The following is a 21,657-nucleotide window of genomic DNA, read 5'->3' on the forward strand; positions in this document are numbered from 1 at the left end:
TCTAGGAAACTTTTATTCTTTAATGTTGACGTGATCCCACCGGCGGCGTACCACTGACCTCAAGGTCGCATCAGCGGCCCGGGAATGGAGCCAGTGACAGCGCCATGTGCGGCATCGTCGGTATATTTTTGAAGGATCCCGCCCTCGAGGGAGAGCTCGGGTCCATGCTCGCGTCCATGCTCTGCGTGATGACGGATCGCGGCCCGGACAGCGCCGGCTTCGCGGTCTACGGATCGGGTGCCAAGGACAAGGTGAAGCTCTCGCTGCGCGCCGCGAAGGACTATGACTTCTCGGCTCTCGCCGCCGGGCTTTCCATCCCCGCCGACGGCATGCCCCTGCTCACCGTGCGCTCCACCCACGCGATCATCGACATCCCCGCCGCCCGCGAGGCGGACGTGCGCGCATTCCTCGCCGCCCGGCATCCGGAGGTGGCGGTGGTGGGCACCGGCGCGCGCATGGAAATCTTCAAGGAAGTCGGCCTGCCCGCCTCGGTGGCGGACACCTTCGGCCTCGCCAAGATGGCCGGCACACACGGCATCGGCCACACCCGCATGGCCACCGAGAGCGCAGTGACCACCGCCGGCGCCCACCCCTTCTCCACCGGCGCCGACCAGTGCCTGGTGCACAACGGCTCGCTCTCGAACCACAACCAGCTTCGCCGCCTGCTGAAGCGCGAGGGCATCACCTTCGAGACCGAGAACGACAGTGAGGTCGCTGCCGGCTACCTCAGCTGGCGGCTCAAGCAGGGCGCGTCCCTGGGTGAAGCGCTGGAAGCCGGCCTCAAGGATCTCGACGGCTTCTACACCTTCGTGGTGGGCACCGAGAATGGCTTCGGCGTGTTGCGCGATCCCGTCGCCTGCAAGCCCGCCGTGATGGCCGAGACCGATCAGTACGTCGCCTTCGGCTCCGAATACCGCGCCCTCGTGGACCTGCCCGGCATCGAGAAGGCCCGCGTGTTCGAGCCGGAACCCGCCACCGTCTATTTCTGGGAGCGCGCCCAGTGAACGCCTTCTCCCCCGATATCACCTTCGATCTCGCCGCCTCTCCCCTGCGCGATCTGAACGAAGCCCTGCACAAGACCTCGGCCGAGAGCAATACCCGCCGCTGGCGGGTGCTGAACCCCGAAGGCCGCCACGCGGTGGCGGTGGGCATCGACGCGCCGGTCACCGTCGAGATCGACGGCAACGTGGGCTACTACTGCGCGGGCATGAACCAGCTCGCCTCGGTCATCATCCACGGCAATGCCGGCCAGGGTGTCGCCGAGAACATGATGAGCGGCTTCGTGCGCGTGTGCGGTGATGCCAGCCAGTCCGCCGGCGCCACCGCCCATGGCGGCCTGCTCGTGATCGACGGCAACGCCTCCGCCCGCTGCGGCATCTCCATGAAGGGCGTGGACATCGTCGTGAAGGGCTCGGTAGGCCACATGAGCGCGTTCATGGGCCAGTCCGGCGCGCTGATCGTGTTCGGCGATGCCGGCGAGGCGCTCGGCGACAGCCTCTACGAGGCGAAGCTGTTCGTGCGTGGCACGGTGAAGTCCCTCGGCGCGGACTGCATCGAGAAGGAGCTGCGCGACGAGCATAAGGCGCTGCTCGCCCAGAAGCTTGAGGCCGCCGGTGTCGCACCGGGCTCCGTCGATCTCTCGGAGTTCAAGCGCTACGGCTCCGCCCGCAAGCTCTACAACTTCCATGTCGACAACGCCGACGCCTACTGAGGGGTTAAGACCAATGACCGCGCACGACGCAAAGGGCCCGGCACACGCTCTGCCCCAGACCCTGCCGCGCTATTCCGCCACCTTCGATCCCCACACCCTGTCGGAGATCCGGCGGGCGGCGGCCACCGGCATCTATGACATCCGCGGCGGCGGCACCAAGCGCAAGCTGCCCCACTTCGACGACCTGCTGTTCCTCGGCGCCTCCGTCTCGCGCTATCCGCTGGAAGGCTATCGCGAGAAGTGCGGCACCGAGGTGGTGCTGGGCACCCGCTTCGCCAAGAAGCCGATCCACCTGAAGACGCCGGTGACCATCGCCGGCATGAGCTTCGGCGCGCTCTCGGCGCAGGCAAAGGAGGCCCTCGGCCGCGGCGCCTCCATCGTCGGCACCTCCACCACCACCGGCGACGGCGGCATGACCCCCGAGGAGCGCGGCCAGTCGCAGACGCTGGTGTACCAGTACCTGCCCTCGCGCTATGGCATGAACCCGGTGGACCTGCGCAAGGCGGACGCCATCGAGGTGGTGATCGGCCAGGGCGCCAAGCCCGGCGGCGGCGGCATGCTGCTCGGCCAGAAGATCTCCGACCGCGTGGCCGCCATGCGCAACCTGCCCAAGGGCATCGACCAGCGCTCGGCCTGCCGCCATCCGGACTGGACCGGTCCCGACGACCTGGAGATCAAGATCCAGGAGCTGCGCGAGATTACCGATTGGGAAAAGCCGATCTATGTGAAGGTCGGTGCCTCCCGCCCGTACTATGACATCTCCCTCGCCGTGAAGGCGGGTGCGGACGTGGTGGTGCTGGACGGCATGCAGGGCGGCACCGCCGCCACCCAGGAGGTGTTCATCGAGCAGGTGGGCATCCCGATCCTCTCCGCCATCCGCCCCGCGGTGCAGGCGCTGCAGGACCTCGGCATGCACCGCAAGGTGCAGCTCATCGTCTCCGGCGGCATCCGTACCGGCGCCGACGTGGCGAAGGCCCTTGCGCTCGGCGCCGACGCCGTCGCCATCGGCACCGCTGCCCTGGTGGCGCTAGGCGACAACGATCCCCACTGGCAGGCGGAATACGAGGCTCTCGGCACCACCGCCGGCGCCTATGACGACTGGCATGAAGGGCGCGACCCCGCCGGCATCACCACCCAGGACCCCGCGCTCGCGGCGCGGCTCGATCCGGTGAAGGCGGGCCGTCGCCTCGCCAATTATCTCTCGGTGCTCACCCTGGAGGCGCAGACCATCGCCCGCGCCTGCGGCAAGAGCCACCTGCACAATCTGGAGCCGGAGGACCTCGTGGCCCTCACCGTGGAAGCCGCCGCCATGGCCGGCGTGCCGCTGGCCGGCACCCAGTGGATCCCCGGCAAGACCGGCGGCTACTGAGCCACTGCCCCAGCGGCATCCGCCCCGGACCCTCGGGCCCGGGGCGCGGCAGCCCTGAAGATCCAGGCCCCGCCACAGAACGCGCGTTTCGCCCCCGCCAGAAGAAGCTGGGGCCGTTGCCAACCCAAATAAAATGACCTTTCCCGAGGACCGAACATGAAGCGCATCGCCGACATCGCCCGCGAGGCGGAAGGGCATTCCTCGGTCGCCGCTGAAGCGGCCGCCGATCTCACCAAGGCCGCCAAGGAACGCGGCATCAAGTATTTCCTCATCTCCTACGTGGACCTGTTCGGCGGCCTCCGTGCCAAGCTGGTGCCGGCCGCCGCCATCGCCGAGATGCAGCGCAACGGCGCCGGCTTCGCCGGCTTCGCCACCTGGCTCGACATGTCCCCCGCGGACCCGGACCTGTTCGCGGTTCCCGATCCCTCCAGCCTCATCCAGCTGCCCTGGAAGGAAGAGATCGGCTGGCTCGCCTCCGATCTCGTGATGGCCGGCAAGGAAGTGGCCCAGGGCCCGCGCGCCGTGCTGAAGAAGCAGCTCGCCGATGCCGCCGACCTCGGCTACACCATCAAGACCGGCGTCGAGTGCGAGTATTTCCTCATCTCCGCGGACGGCAAGTCCATCTCGGACGAGGCCGATACCGCCGACAAGCCCTGCTATGACCAGTCCGCCCTCATGCGCCGCTATGATGTCATCAAGGACATCTGCGACGCCATGCTGAAGCTCGGCTGGGGCGCCTACCAGAACGACCACGAGGACGCCAACGGCCAGTTCGAGATGAACTGGAACTACGACCACGCCCTCCTCACCGCCGACCGCCATGTGTTCTTCAAGTACATGGTGAAGTCCATCGCCGAGCAGCACGGCCTGCGCGCCACCTTCATGCCGAAGCCCTTCATCAACCTCACGGGCTCCGGCTGCCACGCCCACGTCTCGCTGTGGAACAAGGGCAAGAACGCCTTCTCCGACGCGAAGGGCGAGCTCGGCATGTCGAAGCTCGGCTACAATTTCATCGGCGGTCTCATCCACAATGCGGACGCCCTGTGCGCCCTCACCAACCCCACCGTGAACTCCTACAAGCGCATCAACGCGCCGCGCACCATCTCCGGCGCCACCTGGGCGCCGAACACGGTGACCTACACCGGCAACAACCGCACCCACATGATCCGCATCCCCGATGCGGGCCGCCTGGAGTTCCGCCTCGCCGACGGCGCGGCCAACCCCTACCTGCTCCAGGCTGCGGTGGCGGCGGCGGGCCTCGACGGCATCGTCAACGAGCGGGACCCCGGCAAGCGCCTCGACATCAACATGTACACGGACGGCCACAAGGTGAAGGGCGCCAAGAAGCTGCCCCTCAACATGCTGGACGCCCTGCGCGCGCTGGAGAAGTCCAAGGTGCTCGGCGAGCGGCTGGGACCGGAGTTCGTCTCCGGCTACCTGAAGCTCAAGAACCAGGAGTGGAACGACTTCTCCCGCCACCTCACCCAGTGGGAACGCGATCGCACTCTCGACATCTGAGTCGATTTGCGCGAGAGTTCAGGACTTCGCCTTCAACTGGCGACCTCCGAGGGGTTCCGGCCATGTGCCGGAGCCCCTTTTTCATGTGCTGATTTCAAACGGCCGAGGGGGCTACTCCTCCACCCGCAGCGCGCCCGCAAGCCAGGGCATGGCGGCGTCGAGCGCGGGCAGAACATCAGCGGCGAGGCGGTGCCGGCAGAATTCGGCGATCTCCCGCGGCAGGCGCCCCAGCTCCTGGCGCCGGGCGATCAGCGTCAGGCGGCGCTGGAAGGCGGGGCCCGGAAGGGGCGCGCAGGTGACCCGCGCCAGCTCCACCGCCGCTTCGTGCACGCACAGGGGCGTCGTCACGGCAAAGCCCTCGCCCGCCGCGACCGTCGCCGCGACCCCCTGGGGCGTGTCGAACTCCAGCCGGCGCGGCAGCTCCACCTTCAGCCGCCGCAGGTGGCGCTCCACTTCGATGCCGGTCTTGGAGCGGGCGGAAAAACGCACCAGCGGCAGGGCCATCTGCCTGAGGTCCTCGACCCGCGCCGGGGCCGGAACATCCGCCGGCAGCAGCAGCACATAGGGCTCCGTGACCAGGGCGAAGCGCTCCAGCCCCTCCACGTCCTCCAATTCGTCGAGCCCCACCAAAAGGTCCATCTGGCGGGAGAGCAGCGCGCTCGCGTGCGCGGCCGTAAGGCCCGACAGAACCGAGACCTCCTCCGCCAGCGTCGCGAGATAGCCGCCGAGGGGCGCCGCCAGCGCCCGCGACAGCGAATCGACGAGGCCCGCGCGCAGCAGGGGGAATCGCCCATGCTCCGTCTCACGCAGGGCGGGCGCGATCTGCCGCGCCTCGGAAATCAGCGCGCTGGCCTTCTGCCGCAGCACGCCGCCGGCCGCGGTGAGGCCCAGCGGGCGCACGGAGCGATCGAACAGCGCGAGGCCAATGCGCCCTTCGAGATCCGCCACCGCCTGCGAGACAGCCGGCTGCGTGAGGCCCAGCCGCCGCGCCGCGCCGGCCATGGCGCCTTCCTCGCACACGGCCAGGAAGATCTCGAGCGTCCTGAGATCGAACGGAAGGGCCTCCCGCGCCGCCATCACCCGCCTCCGCATACTATAAGGATCATTTATATGATCCCTTCATTCGTGGCGAGCTATAGAGTTATTGAACGGGTGATCGACCCCCTTCCGGTCTCTCCAGGGCCGATGCAGCGAGTGCCTCATGTCCGCGCACTATTCGTTTCTCAGCATCATCTCCAATGCGCTGAACGGCCAGAGCGGCTGGCGCCCGGCGTGGCGCGCCGCGCACCCGAAGCCGGCCTATGACGTGATCATCGTGGGCGGCGGCGGCCATGGCCTCGCCACCGCCTATTATCTCGCGAAGGAGCACGGCATCCGCAACGTGGCGGTGCTGGAGAAGGGGCATGTGGGCTCCGGCAACGCCGGGCGCAACACCACCATCATCCGCTCCAACTATCTGCTGCCGGGCAACGAGCCCTTCTATGAGTGGTCCATGAAGCTGTGGGAGGGCCTGGAACAGGACCTCAACTACAATGCCATGGTTTCCCAGCGCGGCATCATCAACCTCATCCACACCGACGCCCAGCGCGACACCTACGCCCGGCGCGGCAACGCCATGCGCCTCGCCGGCGCGGGCTCCGAGCTGCTGGATGCGGAGACGGTGCGCCGGATGTGCCCGTTCCTCAATTTCGACAACGCCCGTTTCCCCATCAAGGGCGGCCTGATGCAGCCGCGCGCCGGCACCGCCCGGCACGATGCCGTGGTGTGGGGCTATGCCCGCGGCGCCGACCGGCTGGGCGTGGACATCATCCAGAATTGCGAGGTCACCGGCTTCATCCGCGACAAGGGCGCGGTGGTGGGCGTGGAGACCACGCGCGGTGCCATCCGCGCCGGCAAGGTGGGGCTCGCGGTCGCCGGCTCCACCTCGCGCCTCACGCGGCACCTCGACCTGCGCATGCCGCTGGAGAGCCACGTGCTCCAGGCGTTCGTTTCAGAGGGGCTGAAGCCGCTCATTCCCGGTGTCATCACCTTTGGCATGGGGCACTTCTACGTCAGCCAGTCCGACAAGGGCGGCCTCGTCTTCGGCGGCGACATCGACGGCTACAATTCCTATGCCCAGCGCGGCAACATGCCGGTGGTGGAGGATGTGCTGGAAGGCGGCATGGCGCTCATGCCCATGATCGGCCGGCTGCGCCTGCTGCGCTCCTGGGGCGGGCTCGTGGACATGTCCATGGACGGCTCGCCCATCATCGATGTGGGCCCCCTGCCCGGCCTCTACCTCAACACCGGCTGGAACTACGGTGGCTTCAAGGCCACCCCGGCCTCGGGCTGGTGCTTCGCCCACACCATCGCGCAGGACCGCGCCCACGACTTCAACGCGGCCTTCCGCCTCGACCGCTTCCGCACCGGCAACATCCTTGATGAGAAGGGGGTCGGCGCGCAGCCGAACCTGCACTGAGCCATGCGCATTCCCTGTCCCTATTGCGGCTCCCGCGACGCTCACGAATTCGCCTATCTGGGCGATGCGACGCTCACCCGCCCCGACCCCGCCGCGCCGAACGCCGCCGAGGCCTTCCACGACTACGCCTACCTGCGCGAGAACCCGGAAGGCCCGCACCGCGAGCACTGGTACCACGCCAATGGCTGCCGCCGCTGGCTGGTGGTGACCCGCAACACCCGAACCCATGAGATCCTCGGCGTGGAACTCGCCCGCCCGAGCACGGACGAGGTGCCGGCATGACCCGTCTTTCCACCGGCGGCCTCATCGATCGCAGCCGCACGCTCTCCTTCACCTTCGACGGCGCCACCTACGCCGGCCACCCCGGCGACACGCTGGCCTCGGCGCTGCTCGCCAACGGCGTGCGGCTGGTGGGGCGCTCCTTCAAGTATCATCGCCCGCGCGGCATCTTCACCTGCGGCTCCGAGGAGCCGAACGCCCTGGTGGAGCTGCGCGCCGGTGCCCGCAAGGAGCCCAACACCCGCGCCACCACGGTGGAGCTGTTCGACGGCCTCACCGCCCAGAGCCAGAACCGCTGGCCCTCCCTGGAGCATGACGCGCTGAGCGTGAACCAGTGGCTTTCGCCCTTCCTGGGCGCGGGCTTCTACTACAAGACCTTCATGTGGCCGGCCTCGTTCTGGGAAAAGCTCTACGAGCCCGCCATCCGCCGCGCCGCCGGCCTCGGTTCCGCCTCCGAGCTGCCTGATCCGGACACCTACGAGAAGGCATTCGCCTTCTGCGATGTGCTCGTGATCGGCGCCGGCGCCGCGGGCCTCGCGGCGGCGCTCGCCGCTGCCCGCTCCGGCGCCCGCGTGATCCTGGCGGACGAGGACTTCCGCTTCGGCGGCCGCCTGCTCACGGAGGAGACGGCCATCGACGGCGCTCCGGCGCGCGACTTCGTAGCCCGCGCGGAAGCCGAGCTCGCAAGCCTGCCCAACGTGCGCCTGATGCCCCGCACCACCGTGTTCGGCGCCTATGACGGCAGCGAATATGCCTGCGTGGAGCGGGTGAGCGACCACGTGGCGGCACCCGCGGCCTTCCAGCCGCGCCAGCGCCTGTGGCGCATCATCACCAGGCGCGCGGTGCTGACCTCTGGCGCGTTCGACCGGCCCATCGTGTTCCCCGGCAACGACCGCCCCGGCGTCATGACCGCCCAGGCGCTCGCCACCTATGCCCGCCGCTTCGGCGTGGGCGCGGGCGCGAACGCGGCGGTGTTCACCAACAATGATGCCGGCGTCGCAGCGGCCCTGGCTGTGGCCGGGACGGGCGTGAAGGTGGAAGCCCTGATCGACGTGCGTGAGGCCCTGCCCTCCCCGCTGGCGGCCAAGGCGAAGGCGCTGGGCGTGCGCGTCATCACGGGCGGCGAGGTCATCGCTACCGGCGGCAAGCGCCTGTCCTCCATCACCGTGCGCGCCGGCGGGCGCACCGAGACCATCGCCGTGGAGGCGCTGGGCATCTCCGGCGGCAGCACGCCGAACCTGAACCTCACCTGCCACCTGGGCGGCAGGCCAGTGTACCGCGAGGACATCGCCGCCTTCGTGCCCGCCGCGCTGCCGCCGGGCATGAGCTGCGCGGGCGCTGTCGCGGGCCAGTTCTCGCTGGCCGATTGCCTCACGGCGGGCACCGCGCAGGGCGTCGCCGCGGCGGCCGAGGCGGGCTTTTCCGGGGCTGCCCAGCCCGCCCCCAAGGCGGAGGACACGCCCACCGGCATCCGCGCCTTCTGGCAGGTGAAGGCCAAGGGCGACCTCGCTTTCGTGGACTTCCAGAACGACGTGAGCGCCAAGGACGTGGGCATTGCCCACAAGGAGGGCTTCCGCGCGGTGGAACTGCTGAAGCGCTACACCACCATGGGCATGGCCACTGACCAGGGCAAGAACTCCAACATGTCGGGCCTCGCCCTCATGGCGGAGCTGACCGGCCAGGGCATCGCGGCCACGGGCACCACCGTGTTCCGCCCGCCCTACACGCCGGTGGCCCTGGGCGTGCTCGCCGGCCACCATCGCGAGAAGGACTTCCGCCCCATCCGCCCGACCCCGACCCACGCCTGGGCCGAGAAGCAGGGGGCCGTGTTCGTCGAGACCGGCTACTGGCTGCGCGCCGCCTATTTCCCCAAGGCCGGCGAGAAGGACTGGCTGGAGAGCGTCAACCGCGAGGTGAAGGCGACCCGCGAGAGCGTCGGCGTCATCGACGTCTCCACCTTCGGCAAGATCGACCTGCAGGGGCCCGATGTGGGCGCCTTCCTCGATCGCGTCTACATCAACATGTTCTCGACGCTCCAGGTGGGCAAGGCACGCTACGGCGTGATGCTGCGGGAGGATGGCCTCGTCATGGACGACGGCACTACCGCCCGTCTCGCCGAGAACCATTATGTGATGACCACCACCACCGCCAATGCCGGCAAGGTCTTCCAGCATCTGGAATACTGCCTGCAGGTGCTGTGGCCCGAGCTGGACGTGCAGCTTGCCTCCATCTCCGAGCAGTGGGCGCAGATCGCCGTTTCCGGTCCTCGCTCCCGCGAGGTGCTGGCGAAGCTGGTGGACGGCGCCGACGTCTCCAACGCCGGCCTGCCCTTCATGGGCGTGGCGCAGACGACGGTGCTCGGCGGCATCGAGGCGCGCATCTTCCGCCTCTCCTTCTCCGGTGAGCTGGGCTACGAGATCGCGGTGCCCGCCCGGCAGGGCGAGAAGCTGATGGAAGCCATCATGGATGCCGGCCGGCCCTTCGGCATCACCCCCTACGGCACCGAGACCCTGGGCGTGCTGCGTATCGAGAAGGGCCACGTCTCCGGCAGCGAGCTGAACGGACAGACTTCCGCCCGCGACCTGGGCCTCGGGCGGATGGCGTCCACCAAGAAAGATTATATCGGCCGCGTGCTCGCCCAGCGCCCCGCCTTCCAGGACCCGGAGCGGCCCATCTTCGTGGGCTTCAAGCCGGTGGACAAGGCGCAGCGCCTGCGCGCCGGCGCGCACTTCCTGAAGGTGGGCGCCGAGGCCACGACCCATAACGACGAGGGCTACATGACCTCCGTCGCCTATTCGCCCACCCTCGGCCACTCCATCGGCCTCGGCTTCCTGAAGCGGGGCCAGGAGCGCACCGGAGAGCAGCTGCGCGCCTATGACCCGGTGCGCGGCGGCGACATCCTGGTCGAGGTGTGCTCGCCCGCATTCGTCGATCCAGAAGGGGAGAAGCAGCGTGTCTGACCTTCTCGCACACGTGCCCCACACCCGCCTCGTGCCCGAGGGCCATTACGGCCCGGCCGGCACCCCCGGCGTCCAGGCCCGGCAGGTGCCGGGGCTCGCCGCCGCGACCCTCGCCGCCCCGAAAGGCCGGACGGCGGAGCTGGCGAAGCGCCTCGCGAGCGCGGGCCTCGCCCTGGCGGATGCCCCCAAGGCGGTGTCCAGCGCCGCGCTCACCGCCGTCGGCACGGCGCCGGGCCGCTGGCTCGTGATGGCGGAAGGCATGTCGGGCGGGGCGCTTCTCGCCCACCTCACGGCCCTCGCCGGAGCCGACGCCGCGCTCACCGACCAGAGCGACGCCAACATCATCCTGGATGTCACGGGCCCCGATGCCCGCGCCACCCTGGCCAAGGGCCTCGCCATCGATCTCGACCTGAAGGCGTTCGCTCCCGGCGACGCGGCGACGACCGTGGTGTCCCACATCGGCGTCACCCTCTGGCAGACCGATGCGGCGCCCACCTACCGCATGGCGGTGGCCCGCTCCTTCGCCCCCGCCTTCCTGCGCTGGCTCACCGCGAGCGCGGCTGAGTTCGGCTTCGCCCTGTCCGGCACCGGCCGGGCCTGAGCGGGGCGCCCCCTTCACAAGTTCCCACCGTCCGTTCAAACAGCGCCTCACGCGCCGTGACCCACCACGCGGCACGGCAAGGGGCGCGCACCTTCCCGAGGTCTACATGTCGAATCCCGCCGAGCACTTCATCCTCACCCTCTCCTGCCCCAACCGGCCGGGCATCGTCGCCGCCGTCTCCACCTTCCTGTTCGAGAAGGGCTGCAACATCCTGGAGGCCCAGCAGTTCGACGACCAGGAGAGCGGCCGCTTCTTCACCCGCATCGTGTTCAACGTCGTGCAGGGCGAAGCGGGCATCGGGGTGATCCGCGCGGGCTTCGCCGCCATCGCCGAGGGCTTCTCGTCCACCTGGACCCTGCGCTCCAAGGCGGAGAAGCGCCGGGTGCTGCTGCTCGCCTCCAAGTTCGACCACTGCCTCGCGGACCTGCTCTATCGCTGGCGCATCGGCGAGATCCCCATGGAGCTCACCGGCATCATCTCCAACCACCCGCGCGAGACCTACGCCCATCTCGACTTCGACGGCGTGCCCTTCCACCACCTGCCGGTGACCAAGGACACCAAGATGGCGCAGGAAGCGAAGATCTGGGAGATCTTCCAGTCCACCAACACCGAGCTGGCGGTGCTCGCGCGCTACATGCAGGTGCTGTCCGACGACCTGTCCGCCAAGGTCTCGGGCAAGTGCATCAACATCCACCACTCCTTCCTGCCCGGCTTCAAGGGCGCCAAGCCCTATCACCAGGCCCACGCCCGCGGCGTGAAGCTGATGGGCGCCACCGCTCATTACGTGACGAGCGACCTCGACGAAGGCCCGATCATCGAGCAGGACGTGGAGCGCATCTCCCACCAGGACTCGCCCGACGACATGGTGCGCAAGGGCCGCGACATCGAGCGCCGCGTGCTCGCCCGCGCCCTCTCCTGGCACGTCGAGGACCGGGTGCTGCTCAACGGCAGCCGCACGGTGGTGTTCCGCGACTGAGCGTCTCCCGAACCGGCGTTTCGTCAAAGGTCAAGGCCGGTCCCATGGGGCCGGCCTTTGCGTTTGGGAAGGGTTGAAAGGCGCTGGACATGGCACTTGATACACTATATCACGACCACCGGATCGAGGTGAGCATGTCCATCGAAACCCTTCTGCCGCAGAACTCGGTGCCGTCCCGGACGCTACCGGAGCCTGCCGTCGCGGGCACCGGCGGCCACCCTGGCGCGCATGCGCACGGCGGCCCTGCCGCACGCCGCGCGCCGCGGGGGAGCCGGGTGGGTCCGTCGGTGCTTCGCCTCTCGCTGGCGGCGCGGCTCGCGCTCGCCGTGGCGCTGCTGGTCCCGCTCTGGGTCGCGGTGGCACTGGTGGTGGGAGGCTGACGATGACGGCGCAGATTTCCTTCCGCGACCTGACCCTCGGCTATGAGCGCCATCCCGCCGTCCACCACCTTTCGGGCGAGGTGGCCGAAGGTGCGCTGCTCGCCGTCTGCGGGCCCAATGGCGCCGGCAAGTCCACCCTGCTGAAGGGCATCTGTGGCGCCCTGCGCCCGCTCGGGGGCGCGGTGGACCTGCATGGCGTCTCCCCGCGCGACATCGGCTACCTGCCCCAGGGGGCGGAGATCGACCGCTCCTTCCCCATCAATGTCTACGACCTCGTCTCCATGGGCCTGTGGCGGCGCGCCGGCCTGTTCGGCGGCATCGGCCGGCGCGACCGCGCGCGCATCGAGGAGGCGGTCTCGGCGGTCGGCCTCGAAGGGTTCGAGGACCGGCCCATCGGCTCCCTCTCCGGCGGGCAGATGCAGCGCACCCTGTTCGCGCGCCTGCTGCTCCAGGATGCGCGGGTGATCCTGCTCGACGAGCCTTTCACCGCCCTCGACGCCAAGACCACCGCCGACCTCGTGGACCTGGTGGGCCGCTGGCACGGGGAGAGGCGCACCGTGCTCGCCGTGCTGCATGATTTCGATCTGGTGCGCGCCGCCTTCCCGCAGACACTGCTGCTGGCCCGCCAGCCGGTGGCCTGGGGGCCGACCAAGGATGTGCTGGCGCCGGAGAACCTTCTGAAGGCCCGCCACATGGGCGAGGCCTGGCAAGCGGATGCCGCCACCTGCCCGGTGGCCGCCTGAGCCGAAAGGCCCGGCCCGCAGGGAACACGACACGCACGCCCACCCCACGGGAGCCGCAGGCGCGGCGCCGGACGGTGACGCGCGCCCAGAAACCAAGGACGAGACCCGTGCGCGAACACCGTAGCAGTCCCGCCGTCGCCCGGCCTGAAGGTGCGGCATGAATCTCTATGAGACCCTGATCTCCCCCTTCGTGGAGTTCGAGTTCATGCGCCGCGCGGTGGTGGGCGTGTTCGCGCTCGCGCTGGGCGCGGGGCCGCTCGGCGTGTTCCTGATGCTCCGGCGCATGTCGCTTACCGGCGATGCCATGTCCCATGCCATCCTGCCGGGCGCGGCCATCGGCTTCCTGCTCGCGGGCCTCAACCTCTATGCCATGAGCCTCGGCGGCCTCGTGGCGGGGCTGCTGGTGGCGGTGGGGGCGGGCGTGGTGGCGCGCGCCACCGAGCTGCGGGAAGACGCCTCCCTCGCCGCCTTCTACCTGATCTCGCTGGCGCTGGGCGTGCTGATCGTCTCGGTGCGCGGGTCGAACGTGGACCTGCTCCACGTCCTGTTCGGCACCGTGCTGGGCATCGACGACGCAGCGCTGCTCCTCATCGCCGGCATCACCACCCTCACCCTCATCACCCTGGCCGTCATCTGGCGGCCGCTGGTGATGGACAGCGTGGACCCGACCTTCCTCGCCTCCGTGAGCCGCTCCGGCGGGGCGAGCCATGTCGCCTTCCTCACGCTGGTGGTGCTGAATCTCGTGGGCGGGTTCAACGCCCTCGGCACGCTGCTGGCGGTGGGGCTGATGATGCTGCCCGCCGCCACCGCCCGCTTCTTCGTGCGCGACCTCAGCGCGCTGGTGGCGCTCGCCTCCGCCATCGCCTTCCTGAGCGGGCTCGCGGGCCTGCTCGTGTCCTATCACCTCGGCACGCCGTCGGGCCCGTCCATCATCCTGGTGGCGGGCGTGGCCTACGGCGTCGCGGTGATCTTCGGCCCGGCGGGCGGGGTGCTCTCGCGCCTCCTGCCCGGACGCCATCTCGAAGCCTGAAAGGAAGCCTCGATGCTCTCCAGACGTCTCGTCCTCGCCGCTACCCTGGCCGGCGCCCTCGGCGCGAGCGGCGCCGCCCTCGCGCAGGGCGAGCCCAAAAGCGCAGCCGCCGGCGAAAAGCTGCCTGTGGTCGCCTCCTTCTCCATCCTGGGCGACTTCGTGAAGGAGGTGGGCGGCGACCGCATCGCGCTGACCACCATCGTCGGCCCCAACGGCGACAGCCACGTCTACCAGCCCACGCCGGCCGACGCGAAGAAGCTCGCCGCCGCCAAGGTCATCTTCGTCAACGGCCTGGGCTTCGAGGGCTGGATGGACCGGCTCGTGAAGGCATCGGGCACGAAGGCCCTGGTGGTCACGGCCACCAAGGACATCACCCCGCGCACCCGCACCGCCGCCGAGCCGCAGGAGGAAGAGGACGCGCACGGCCACGACCATGGCAAGGGCAAGAAGGACGCCCATGAGCACGATCACGGGCCCATAGATCCCCACGCATGGCAGTCCATCGCCAACGCCAAGGTCTATGTGGCGGACATTCGCGACGGGCTGATCGCCGCCGACCCCGCCGGCCGGGACGCCTACACCGCCAACGCCGCCGCCTACACCGCGAAGCTCGACGCCCTCGAAGGCGAGGTGAAGGCGGCCATGGCCGCCATTCCCGCCAGCCAGCGGCGCATCATCACCTCCCACGATGCCTTCGGCTATTTCGGGGATGCCTACGGCGTCACCCTGATCGCCCCGGAGGGCGTCTCCACCGAGAGCGAGGCTTCCGCCAAGGACGTGGCGCGCATCATCCGCCAGATCAAGGCGCAGAAGATCCCGGCCGTGTTCCTGGAGAACGTGAGCGACCCACGCCTCGTGCAGCGCATCGCCAACGAGAGCGGCGCCAAGATCGGCGGCGAGCTCTATACCGATGCCCTCTCCGATGACAAAGGCCCCGCGAACACTTACATCCTGATGATCCGGTCCAACGTGAAGACGCTCTCCTCGGCCCTTTCGAGCTGAGCGGCGCGCGGGACCCGCGAGATTCCTCCACGCGGACCATCGTCCGCGACACCCCCGCGTCGCCCGGCCGGAAGCCGGGCGCGCGTTCATCAAGGTGTGACCCATGGCCGACACGCAGTCCGACAAGACCTCCGCAGGCAAGATCCCCGTCACCGTTCTCACCGGCTACCTCGGCGCCGGCAAGACGACCCTGCTCAACCGCATCCTCTCGCAGCCGCACGGAAAGAAGTTCGCCGTCATCGTCAACGAGTTCGGTGAGATCGGCATAGACAACGACCTCGTGGTGGGCGCTGACGAGGAAGTGTTCGAAATGAACAACGGATGCGTGTGCTGCACCGTGCGCGGCGACCTCATCCGCGTCATCGACGGCCTGCTGCGGCGCAAGGGCGACTTCGACGGCATCATCATCGAGACCACGGGCCTCGCCGACCCCGCCCCCGTCGCCCAGACCTTCTTCGTGGACGAGGAGGTGCAGGCCAAGACCCGGCTCGACGCCGTGGTGACGGTGGCCGACGCCAAGTGGCTCTCCGACCGGCTGAAGGATGCCCCCGAGGCCAAGAACCAGGTGGCCTTCGCGGACGTCATCCTCCTCAACAAGACCGACCTCGTGAGCGCCGAGGCGCTGAATGAGGTGGAAGCCCGCATCCGCGGCATCAACCCCTATGCCAAGCTCTACCGCACGCAGAAATCGCAGATCGACATCGCCAAGGTGCTGAACCAGGGCGCCTTCGACCTCGAGCGCATCCTGGAAATCGAGCCCGCCTTCCTGGAGGAGGACGAGCACGACCACCACGACCACGAGCACGGCCCCGATTGCGGCTGCGGCGAGCACCACGACCATCATCACCACGGCCTGCACGCCGTGCACGACAACGAGATTCAGTCGGTGTCCTTCTCCACGGAGAAGCCGCTGAACCCCGAGCGGTTCTTCCCCTGGGTGCAGCAGCTGGTGGCGACCGAAGGCCCCAACATCCTGCGCTCCAAGGGCATCCTCTCCTTCAAGGACGACCCGGATCGGTTCGTGTTCCAGGGCGTGCACATGATTCTCGACGGCGACCACCAGAGGCCCTGGCAGGCGGACGAGAAGCGCGTGAGCCGCATCGTCTTCATCGGCCGCAAGCTCGACGAGGAATGGCTGCGCAACGGCTTCCTTTCCTGCGAGGCCTGAGCGCGCGGGCGCGGCCCATCGTCCGCCCCGGCCGTTCGCGCTTGCGGTCGGCCGGGCCACGGCGCACCTTGGGTTACCGGCGCGCCCAGAAGACTGCCGGTGGCCGGAGGACGCACCATGCCCGACCCCATCCTCGCCCCCGTGCAGGCTTCGCAGCCCGAGCCTCCGGTCCAGGAGGACGCCGCGGCGCCTGCTCACATCCTCGATTTCACCGGCTCCTTCGACCTTGCCCGCGACGAGGAGGCAGAGACCGCGCCGCAAGAGGGGCGCGACGCGGCGGAGTTGATCGAGCGGCTGCTGCCCATCTCTTTCGCTGATCGTGGCTACCTGCTGCCGGATGCGGCGGCCGCCGGGCGCCATGCGCTGCAAGCCATCCTCGGCTTCCAGCAGGCCGTCGGCCGCCCCAAGCGCACCCGGCTCCTCTATTGCGCCGGGCCTCACCACGCCCCGCTCCCCGAGGGCCTCGCCGGCGACCCACACATCGACATCCTCACCACCGATGACGCGGCCGAGGTGGAAGCTGCCATCACGCCGAAGACCGCCGGCATCCTGATCGCCCCCGTACGCACCGTGCCCACCCTGGAACTGCCGCCGCGCGACCTTCTCGCCGTGCTGCGCGAGGCGGCGGACGGCTACGGCATCGTCTTCGCCTTCGACGAGACGGCGAGCGGTCTCGGCCGTACCGGCATGAGCTGGGCCTATGAGTGGAGCGGCGTCACGCCCGACCTGATGATCATGGGCTCGGGCCTCGCCGGGGCAGAGCCGCTCGCGGCGGTGCTTGCCACCGCCAAGGTGGCACGTGGGGCGCCCGCCCCTGCCGCCGTGAACCCTGCGGCGGTGGAAATCGCCCACCAGCGGCTCGACCAGATGCTCGCGCCGGATTTCGAGGCGACGGTGCAGCGGCGCTCCTGGGCCCTGGAGGACCGCCTCACCCACCTCTCCTATCTCCACCGGCCGGTCTATACCGCGGTGGTCGGCCTCGGGCTGATGCAGGGGCTGGTCTGCACGGGCGAAGCCGCTCCGCTCGCGGCCCGCGCGGCGGCCCACGGCCTCCTCACCCGTCCCCTGGGAAACGTCCTCGGCCTCTTCCCCGCCCTCACCGTGAGCGAGGCGGAGCTGGATGCGGCCGCCGATATCCTCGCCCGCATCGCCGGAGAAGCGGACTGATACGCTCCGGGAGCACCGCCGGGAGGCGGATCAGCCCACGGCGTGTGCCGGAGCCGGCACCGCGGCCACCCCGGCCTGTGCCCGCGCGAATACGCGGCCGATGCCGATGACCACCGGATCGTCGTGGCCGATGCCGGCCATGCCCGCTGCCAGCTCCGAGAGCGGGCCGCTCCAGCGCCGCTCGTCGCGGCGGCTCACGTTGGCGGCGATCACCACGGGCATCTGCGGGGACATGCCCTCGCCCAGCAGGCGCGCGGCGATCTCAGGCGCGGTGCGCCCGCCCATGTAGAACACGGTGGTGGTGGCGGGATCGGCCGCGGCGCGCCAGTCGATGGTGTCCGGCAGCACGCCCTTGCGCGAATGGCCGGTGACGAAGCGCACCGCCTGGGCCGCATCGCGATGGGTGAGCGCGGTGTTGAGCCCTGCCGCCAGGGCGCTCGCGGTGGTGATGCCCGGCACCACGCGCACCGGAATGCCGGCGGCCTCCAAAGCGGCGATCTCCTCTCCAGAGCGGCCGAATACGGAAGGGTCCCCCGCCTTGAGCCGCACCACGCGCTTGCCCTGGCGGGCGAAGCGCAGCATCAGCGCGTTGATGTCCTCCTGCCGACAGCTCTCGCGCCCCCCGCGCTTGCCCACCAGCATGCGCCGCGCCTCGCGGCGGGCGAGTTCCAGCAGCTCGGGCGAGACGAGATCGTCGAACAGGATCACATCCGCCGACTGCAACGCCCGCATGCCTTTCAGGGTGAGGTATTCGGGATCGCCCGGCCCGGCGCCCACCAGCGTCACGGAGCCCGCCTCCGGCGCTGGCAGCGCCGCCGTCCAGTCGTCGTCCTCCGGCGCGCCGGAAGCGGCGAAGGCACGCTCCGCGAAAGCCTCCCAGAAGCGCCGCCGCGACCCGGCCGAGGCGAGGGCAGACGCCACCCGCCCGCGGATGCGCGCGGCCAGCGCGCCCCAGGCCGCCAGGTGGCGCGGCAAGAGGGTTTCGATCCGCCGCCGGATGGCCTGCCCCAGCACCGGCGCGGCGCCATCCGTGGAGATGCCTACCACCACCGGCGAACGGTTCACGATGGAGCCGAACTGGAAGGTGCACAGCGCCGGCTTGTCGATGACGTTCACCGCCACGCCGGCCCGGCGCGCGGCGGCGGCGAAGGCTTCCGCCTCCGCCCCTTCGAGATCCGCCACCGCCAGCGCGAATGCAGCAAGGTCCGCCGCGCGCCAGGACGGGCCGGCGTGAACCGCCCGACCTTCCCGCAGGAGCGCGGCCATGGCCTCCCCCGGCACGGCGGCGCGGACCTCGACGCGCGCGCCCGCGGCGCCCAGAAGCTCCGCCTTCCAGGCGGCGGCGTCCGAGCCCCCGGCGACCAGCACCGGCTTGCCCTTCAGCGGCAGGAAGACCGGAAGCACGGCCAGCGGCTCCACCCGCGGCGGAGAAGAGGGCGCGGGCACCCGACCGAGGCGCGGCGTGGCGTTTTCCATCACGGCCCCCTATTCCGCCGCGACCTTGGCCGCCAGCGGCAAGACATCGAGGGAGAGGAACAGGGCGCCGTCCTCATTGCGCAGGGGGAAGGCGCGCGCCTGCCCCTCGTCCGCCCCCTGGGCCGCGCCGGTTTCCAGCGAGAGCACCCAATTGTGCAGCGGACAGGTCACGGCATGGCCGTGGACGATGCCCACCGAGAGCGGGCCGCCCTTGTGGGGGCAGCGGTCCTCCAAAGCGAACACCGCGTCGTCGGCCGTGCGGAACACGGCGATGCGGCCCTTGGGCGTCGTCACGCAGCGCGCGCCCCGGCGCGGGATGTCGTCGATGTGGCCGATGGCGATCCAGTTCACGTCGGTCATCTCGCGCCCCTCACTCCGCCGCCTCGGCGATGAACGCCATGGGCTTGAATTCGTGCTTGTCCTTGCCGGAGACCCGCTCCGACCAGGGGTCCACCTGGGCGAACTTCTGGGAGAAGACGAAGCGCTCGAAGTATCCCCTGCGCTTTTCCTCATCGTTCAGGATCTGGGCGCGGATCTCGTCGTATCCCACCCGCTTCGCCCATTTGTAGATGCGCTCCAGGTAGCGGGCCTGCTCGCGATACATCTGCGCGAGGGCCACCACATGCTCCAGCGCCTCGTCCTCGGTCTTCACGGTGCCGAGGATCTCGGTGCCCTTGATCTCCAGGCCCGCCGCGCCGGCGAAATGGATCTCGTAGCCCGAATCCACGCAGATGATGCCGATGTCCTTGCAGGTGCTCTCCGCGCAGTTGCGCGGGCAGCCGGAAACGGCGAGCTTCACCTTGGCCGGCGTCCACGAGCCCCACATGAATCGTTCGATGCGGATGCCGAGCCCGGTGGAATCCTGCGTGCCGAAGCGGCACCATTCGGAACCGACGCACGTCTTCACCGTGCGCAGCCCCTTGGCATAGGCCTGGCCGGAGACGAAACCGGCCTTGCCGAGGTCCGCCCACACCGCCGGCAGGTCCTCCTTGTGCACGCCGAGAAGATCGATGCGCTGGCCGCCCGTGACCTTCACCATGGGGATGGCGAACTTGTCCACCACGTCGGCGATGGCGCGCAGCTCGTCCGCGGAGGTGACGCCGCCCCACATTCGCGGCACCACCGAATAGGTGCCGTCCTTCTGGATATTGGCGTGCAGGCGCTCGTTGACGAAGCGGGACTGGTAGTCGTCCGCATATTCGTCCGGGTATTCGCACACGAGGTAGTAGTTGAGCGCCGGCCGGCACTTGGCGCAGCCGCAGGAGGTCTTCCACTCCAGCTCCTGCATCACCGCCGGGATGGATTTCAGCCCCTTGGCGCGGATGAGGCGACGCACGTCGTCATGGCCGAGGTCCGTGCAGCCGCACACCGCCTCCACCGCCGCCGGGCGATAGGCATCGCCCAGCGTCAGCGCCATGAGCTGCTCCACGAGCCCGGTGCACGAGCCGCAGGAAGCCGAGGCCTTGGTGTGGGCGCGCACCTCCGCGAGGGTGGAGAGGCCCTTCTCCCGGATGGCGGACACGATCCGGCCCTTGGAGATGCCGTTGCAGCCGCAGATTTCCGCGTCATCCGCCAGCGCCGCCACCGCCGCGCCCGGCGCGGCGCCGGCGCACGCGCCCTGGAAGGCCTGGCCGTAGATGAGGGTGTCGCGCAGGTCCGAGACGTCGGCGCCGCGCTTCAGCATGTCGAAATACCAGGGGCCGTCGGCCACATCCCCGTACATCACCGCGCCGACGATGCGGTTTTCCTGCAGCACCAGACGCTTGTAGACGCCTGCCGCCGCATCGCGCAGCACGATCTCCTCGCGGTCCGGCCCCTCCGCGAAATCGCCGGCGGAGAAGAGGTGCACGCCCGTCACCTTGAGCTTGGTGGAGGTCACCGAGCCCTGGTACTCGCCCTGCCCGCCGGAAAGACGATCCGCCAGCACCTTCGCGCTCTCATAGAGCGGCGCCACGAGGCCGTAGCACTGGCCGCGATGCTCGACGCATTCGCCGAGGGCGTAGATGGAGGGATCGGACGTGCGCATGCCGTCGTCCACCACGATGCCGCGGTTCACGGTCAGGCCCGCCTCCTTCGCGAGCTGGGCGGAGGGGCGGATGCCCACCGCCATCACCACCAAGTCCGCGGGCAGCACCCTCCCATCCTCAAGCGCCACGCCTTCCACCTTCTCGGTGCCGAGGATCGCCCTGGTGTTGGCCTTGGTGAGGATGGCGATGTCGCGCGCGGCGAGCGCCTTCTCCAGCAGGTAGGCGGCGGCGGGGTCGAGCTGGCGCTCCATGAGGGTCGGCATGAGGTGGAGCACGCTCACCTCCATGCCCTGCCGCTTCAGGCCATAGGCCGCCTCCAGCCCCAGCAGGCCGCCGCCGACGACCACCGCTCGGCCGCCGCGCTTCGCCGCCTCCAGCATGCGCGAGACGTCGTCGAGATCGCGGTAGGCGACGACGCCCGGCAGGTCGGCGCCCGGCACGGGAATGATGACGGGCGCGGAGCCGGTGGCGATCACCAGCCTGTCGTAGGCGGCAGTGATGCCGTTCGCGGCGGTCACAGTCTTCGCCGCACGGTCGATGCCGGTCACCCGCGCCCCTTTGTGCAGGGTGATGCCATGGTAGGCGTACCAGACATCGTCGTGGATGATGATGTCCTCGTACGCCTTTTCGCCCGAGAGCACCGGCGAGAGCATGATGCGGTCGTAATTGACGCGCGGCTCGGCGTTGAAAATGGTGATGTCGTAGAGGCCGGGGGCCTTTTCGAGCAGCGCCTCCAGCATCCTGCCGGGGGCCATGCCGTTGCCGACGATGACGAGCTTCTGGGTCACGGCT

At 69.5% G+C, this 21,657-nt stretch carries 19 protein-coding genes; 15 read left to right on the forward strand and 4 right to left on the reverse strand.

The genetic code is table 11. The annotated features are described in order from the left end of the window. The first annotated feature begins 104 nt into the window (after positions 1–104). The 4 genes from V5F61_RS13485 (at position 105) to glnT (ending at position 4,598) form a co-directional block, all read left to right on the forward strand. Positions 105–1,004 carry a class II glutamine amidotransferase gene (locus V5F61_RS13485; RefSeq protein WP_393988511.1) on the forward strand — a complete coding sequence of 300 codons (900 nt, stop codon included), beginning with the start codon at positions 105–107 and terminating at the stop codon, positions 1,002–1,004. Then, complete coding sequence (locus V5F61_RS13490; RefSeq protein ID WP_393988512.1) at positions 1,001–1,711, forward strand: protein glxC; 711 nt, start codon at positions 1,001–1,003, stop codon at positions 1,709–1,711. Before V5F61_RS13485 ends, V5F61_RS13490 begins: the two co-directional genes overlap by 4 nt. Before the next feature lie 13 nt (positions 1,712–1,724). Beyond that, positions 1,725–3,080: an FMN-binding glutamate synthase family protein gene (locus tag V5F61_RS13495; protein WP_393988513.1), complete on the forward strand. Its 1,356-nt coding sequence runs from the start codon at positions 1,725–1,727 to the stop codon at positions 3,078–3,080. Positions 3,081–3,236: 156 nt separating this feature from the next. Continuing rightward, positions 3,237–4,598, forward strand: coding sequence for a type III glutamate--ammonia ligase (gene glnT / locus V5F61_RS13500; protein WP_393988514.1), 1,362 nt, complete (start codon positions 3,237–3,239; stop codon positions 4,596–4,598). Between the two features lie 111 nt (positions 4,599–4,709). On the opposite strand, the gene V5F61_RS13505 is transcribed toward glnT, so the two are convergent. Further along, complete coding sequence (locus tag V5F61_RS13505; protein ID WP_393988515.1) at positions 4,710–5,675, reverse strand: LysR family transcriptional regulator; 966 nt, start codon at positions 5,673–5,675, stop codon at positions 4,710–4,712. Between the two features lie 124 nt (positions 5,676–5,799). Between V5F61_RS13505 and V5F61_RS13510 the strand changes: the two genes are divergently transcribed. The 11 genes from V5F61_RS13510 (at position 5,800) to V5F61_RS13560 (ending at position 17,362) form a co-directional block, all read left to right on the forward strand. Beyond that, positions 5,800–7,056 (forward strand): sarcosine oxidase subunit beta family protein, encoded by a 1,257-nt coding sequence (locus V5F61_RS13510; RefSeq protein ID WP_393988516.1) that lies wholly within the window; start codon positions 5,800–5,802, stop codon positions 7,054–7,056. Between the two features lie 3 nt (positions 7,057–7,059). After that, on the forward strand, positions 7,060–7,338 hold the full coding sequence (locus V5F61_RS13515; RefSeq protein ID WP_393988517.1) for a sarcosine oxidase subunit delta: 279 nt from the start codon (positions 7,060–7,062) through the stop codon (positions 7,336–7,338). After that, entirely contained in the window at positions 7,335–10,295 is a 2,961-nt protein-coding gene (locus V5F61_RS13520) for a sarcosine oxidase subunit alpha family protein (protein ID WP_393988518.1), read from the forward strand. Before V5F61_RS13515 ends, V5F61_RS13520 begins: the two co-directional genes overlap by 4 nt. Continuing rightward, a complete protein-coding gene (locus V5F61_RS13525) occupies positions 10,288–10,896 on the forward strand; it encodes a sarcosine oxidase subunit gamma (RefSeq protein WP_393988519.1) in 609 nt (202 codons plus the stop codon). The genes V5F61_RS13520 and V5F61_RS13525 overlap by 8 nt, the downstream gene beginning before the upstream one ends. A 106-nt stretch (positions 10,897–11,002) precedes the next feature. Then, the gene (gene purU, locus V5F61_RS13530) at positions 11,003–11,872 is read left to right on the forward strand and encodes a formyltetrahydrofolate deformylase (RefSeq protein WP_393988520.1); all 870 of its coding nucleotides are present in this window, start codon (positions 11,003–11,005) and stop codon (positions 11,870–11,872) included. A 134-nt stretch (positions 11,873–12,006) separates the two neighbouring features. Next, positions 12,007–12,252: a hypothetical protein gene (locus V5F61_RS13535; RefSeq protein WP_394104047.1), complete on the forward strand. Its 246-nt coding sequence runs from the start codon at positions 12,007–12,009 to the stop codon at positions 12,250–12,252. Between the two features lie 2 nt (positions 12,253–12,254). Continuing rightward, the gene (locus V5F61_RS13540) at positions 12,255–12,995 is read left to right on the forward strand and encodes a metal ABC transporter ATP-binding protein (RefSeq protein ID WP_393988522.1); all 741 of its coding nucleotides are present in this window, start codon (positions 12,255–12,257) and stop codon (positions 12,993–12,995) included. Between the two features lie 157 nt (positions 12,996–13,152). Continuing rightward, positions 13,153–14,025: a metal ABC transporter permease gene (locus tag V5F61_RS13545; RefSeq protein WP_393988523.1), complete on the forward strand. Its 873-nt coding sequence runs from the start codon at positions 13,153–13,155 to the stop codon at positions 14,023–14,025. A gap of 12 nt (positions 14,026–14,037) precedes the next feature. Beyond that, on the forward strand, positions 14,038–15,027 hold the full coding sequence (locus tag V5F61_RS13550; protein WP_393988524.1) for a metal ABC transporter solute-binding protein, Zn/Mn family: 990 nt from the start codon (positions 14,038–14,040) through the stop codon (positions 15,025–15,027). Positions 15,028–15,130: 103 nt separating this feature from the next. Further along, complete coding sequence (locus tag V5F61_RS13555; protein WP_393988525.1) at positions 15,131–16,195, forward strand: CobW family GTP-binding protein; 1,065 nt, start codon at positions 15,131–15,133, stop codon at positions 16,193–16,195. Positions 16,196–16,312: 117 nt separating this feature from the next. After that, positions 16,313–17,362 (forward strand): aminotransferase class III-fold pyridoxal phosphate-dependent enzyme, encoded by a 1,050-nt coding sequence (locus tag V5F61_RS13560; protein ID WP_393988526.1) that lies wholly within the window; start codon positions 16,313–16,315, stop codon positions 17,360–17,362. Positions 17,363–17,392: 30 nt separating this feature from the next. Here V5F61_RS13560 and cysG read toward each other — a convergent pair whose 3' ends face one another. From cysG to nirB, 3 genes are read right to left on the reverse strand one after another with little or no spacing between them, the layout of a single operon-like run. Beyond that, positions 17,393–18,838, reverse strand: a complete 1,446-nt coding sequence (gene cysG / locus V5F61_RS13565; protein WP_393988527.1) for a siroheme synthase CysG — start codon at positions 18,836–18,838, stop codon at positions 17,393–17,395. 9 nt (positions 18,839–18,847) lie between these two features. Further along, a complete protein-coding gene (gene nirD, locus V5F61_RS13570) occupies positions 18,848–19,198 on the reverse strand; it encodes a nitrite reductase small subunit NirD (RefSeq protein ID WP_393988528.1) in 351 nt (116 codons plus the stop codon). Positions 19,199–19,208: 10 nt separating this feature from the next. Continuing rightward, entirely contained in the window at positions 19,209–21,653 is a 2,445-nt protein-coding gene (gene nirB, locus V5F61_RS13575) for a nitrite reductase large subunit NirB (protein ID WP_393988529.1), read from the reverse strand. Positions 21,654–21,657: the final 4 nt, after the last annotated feature.

Origin of the sequence: Xanthobacter sediminis, from assembly GCF_043195015.1 — a bacterium.
Lineage (GTDB): Bacteria > Pseudomonadota > Alphaproteobacteria > Rhizobiales > Xanthobacteraceae > Xanthobacter.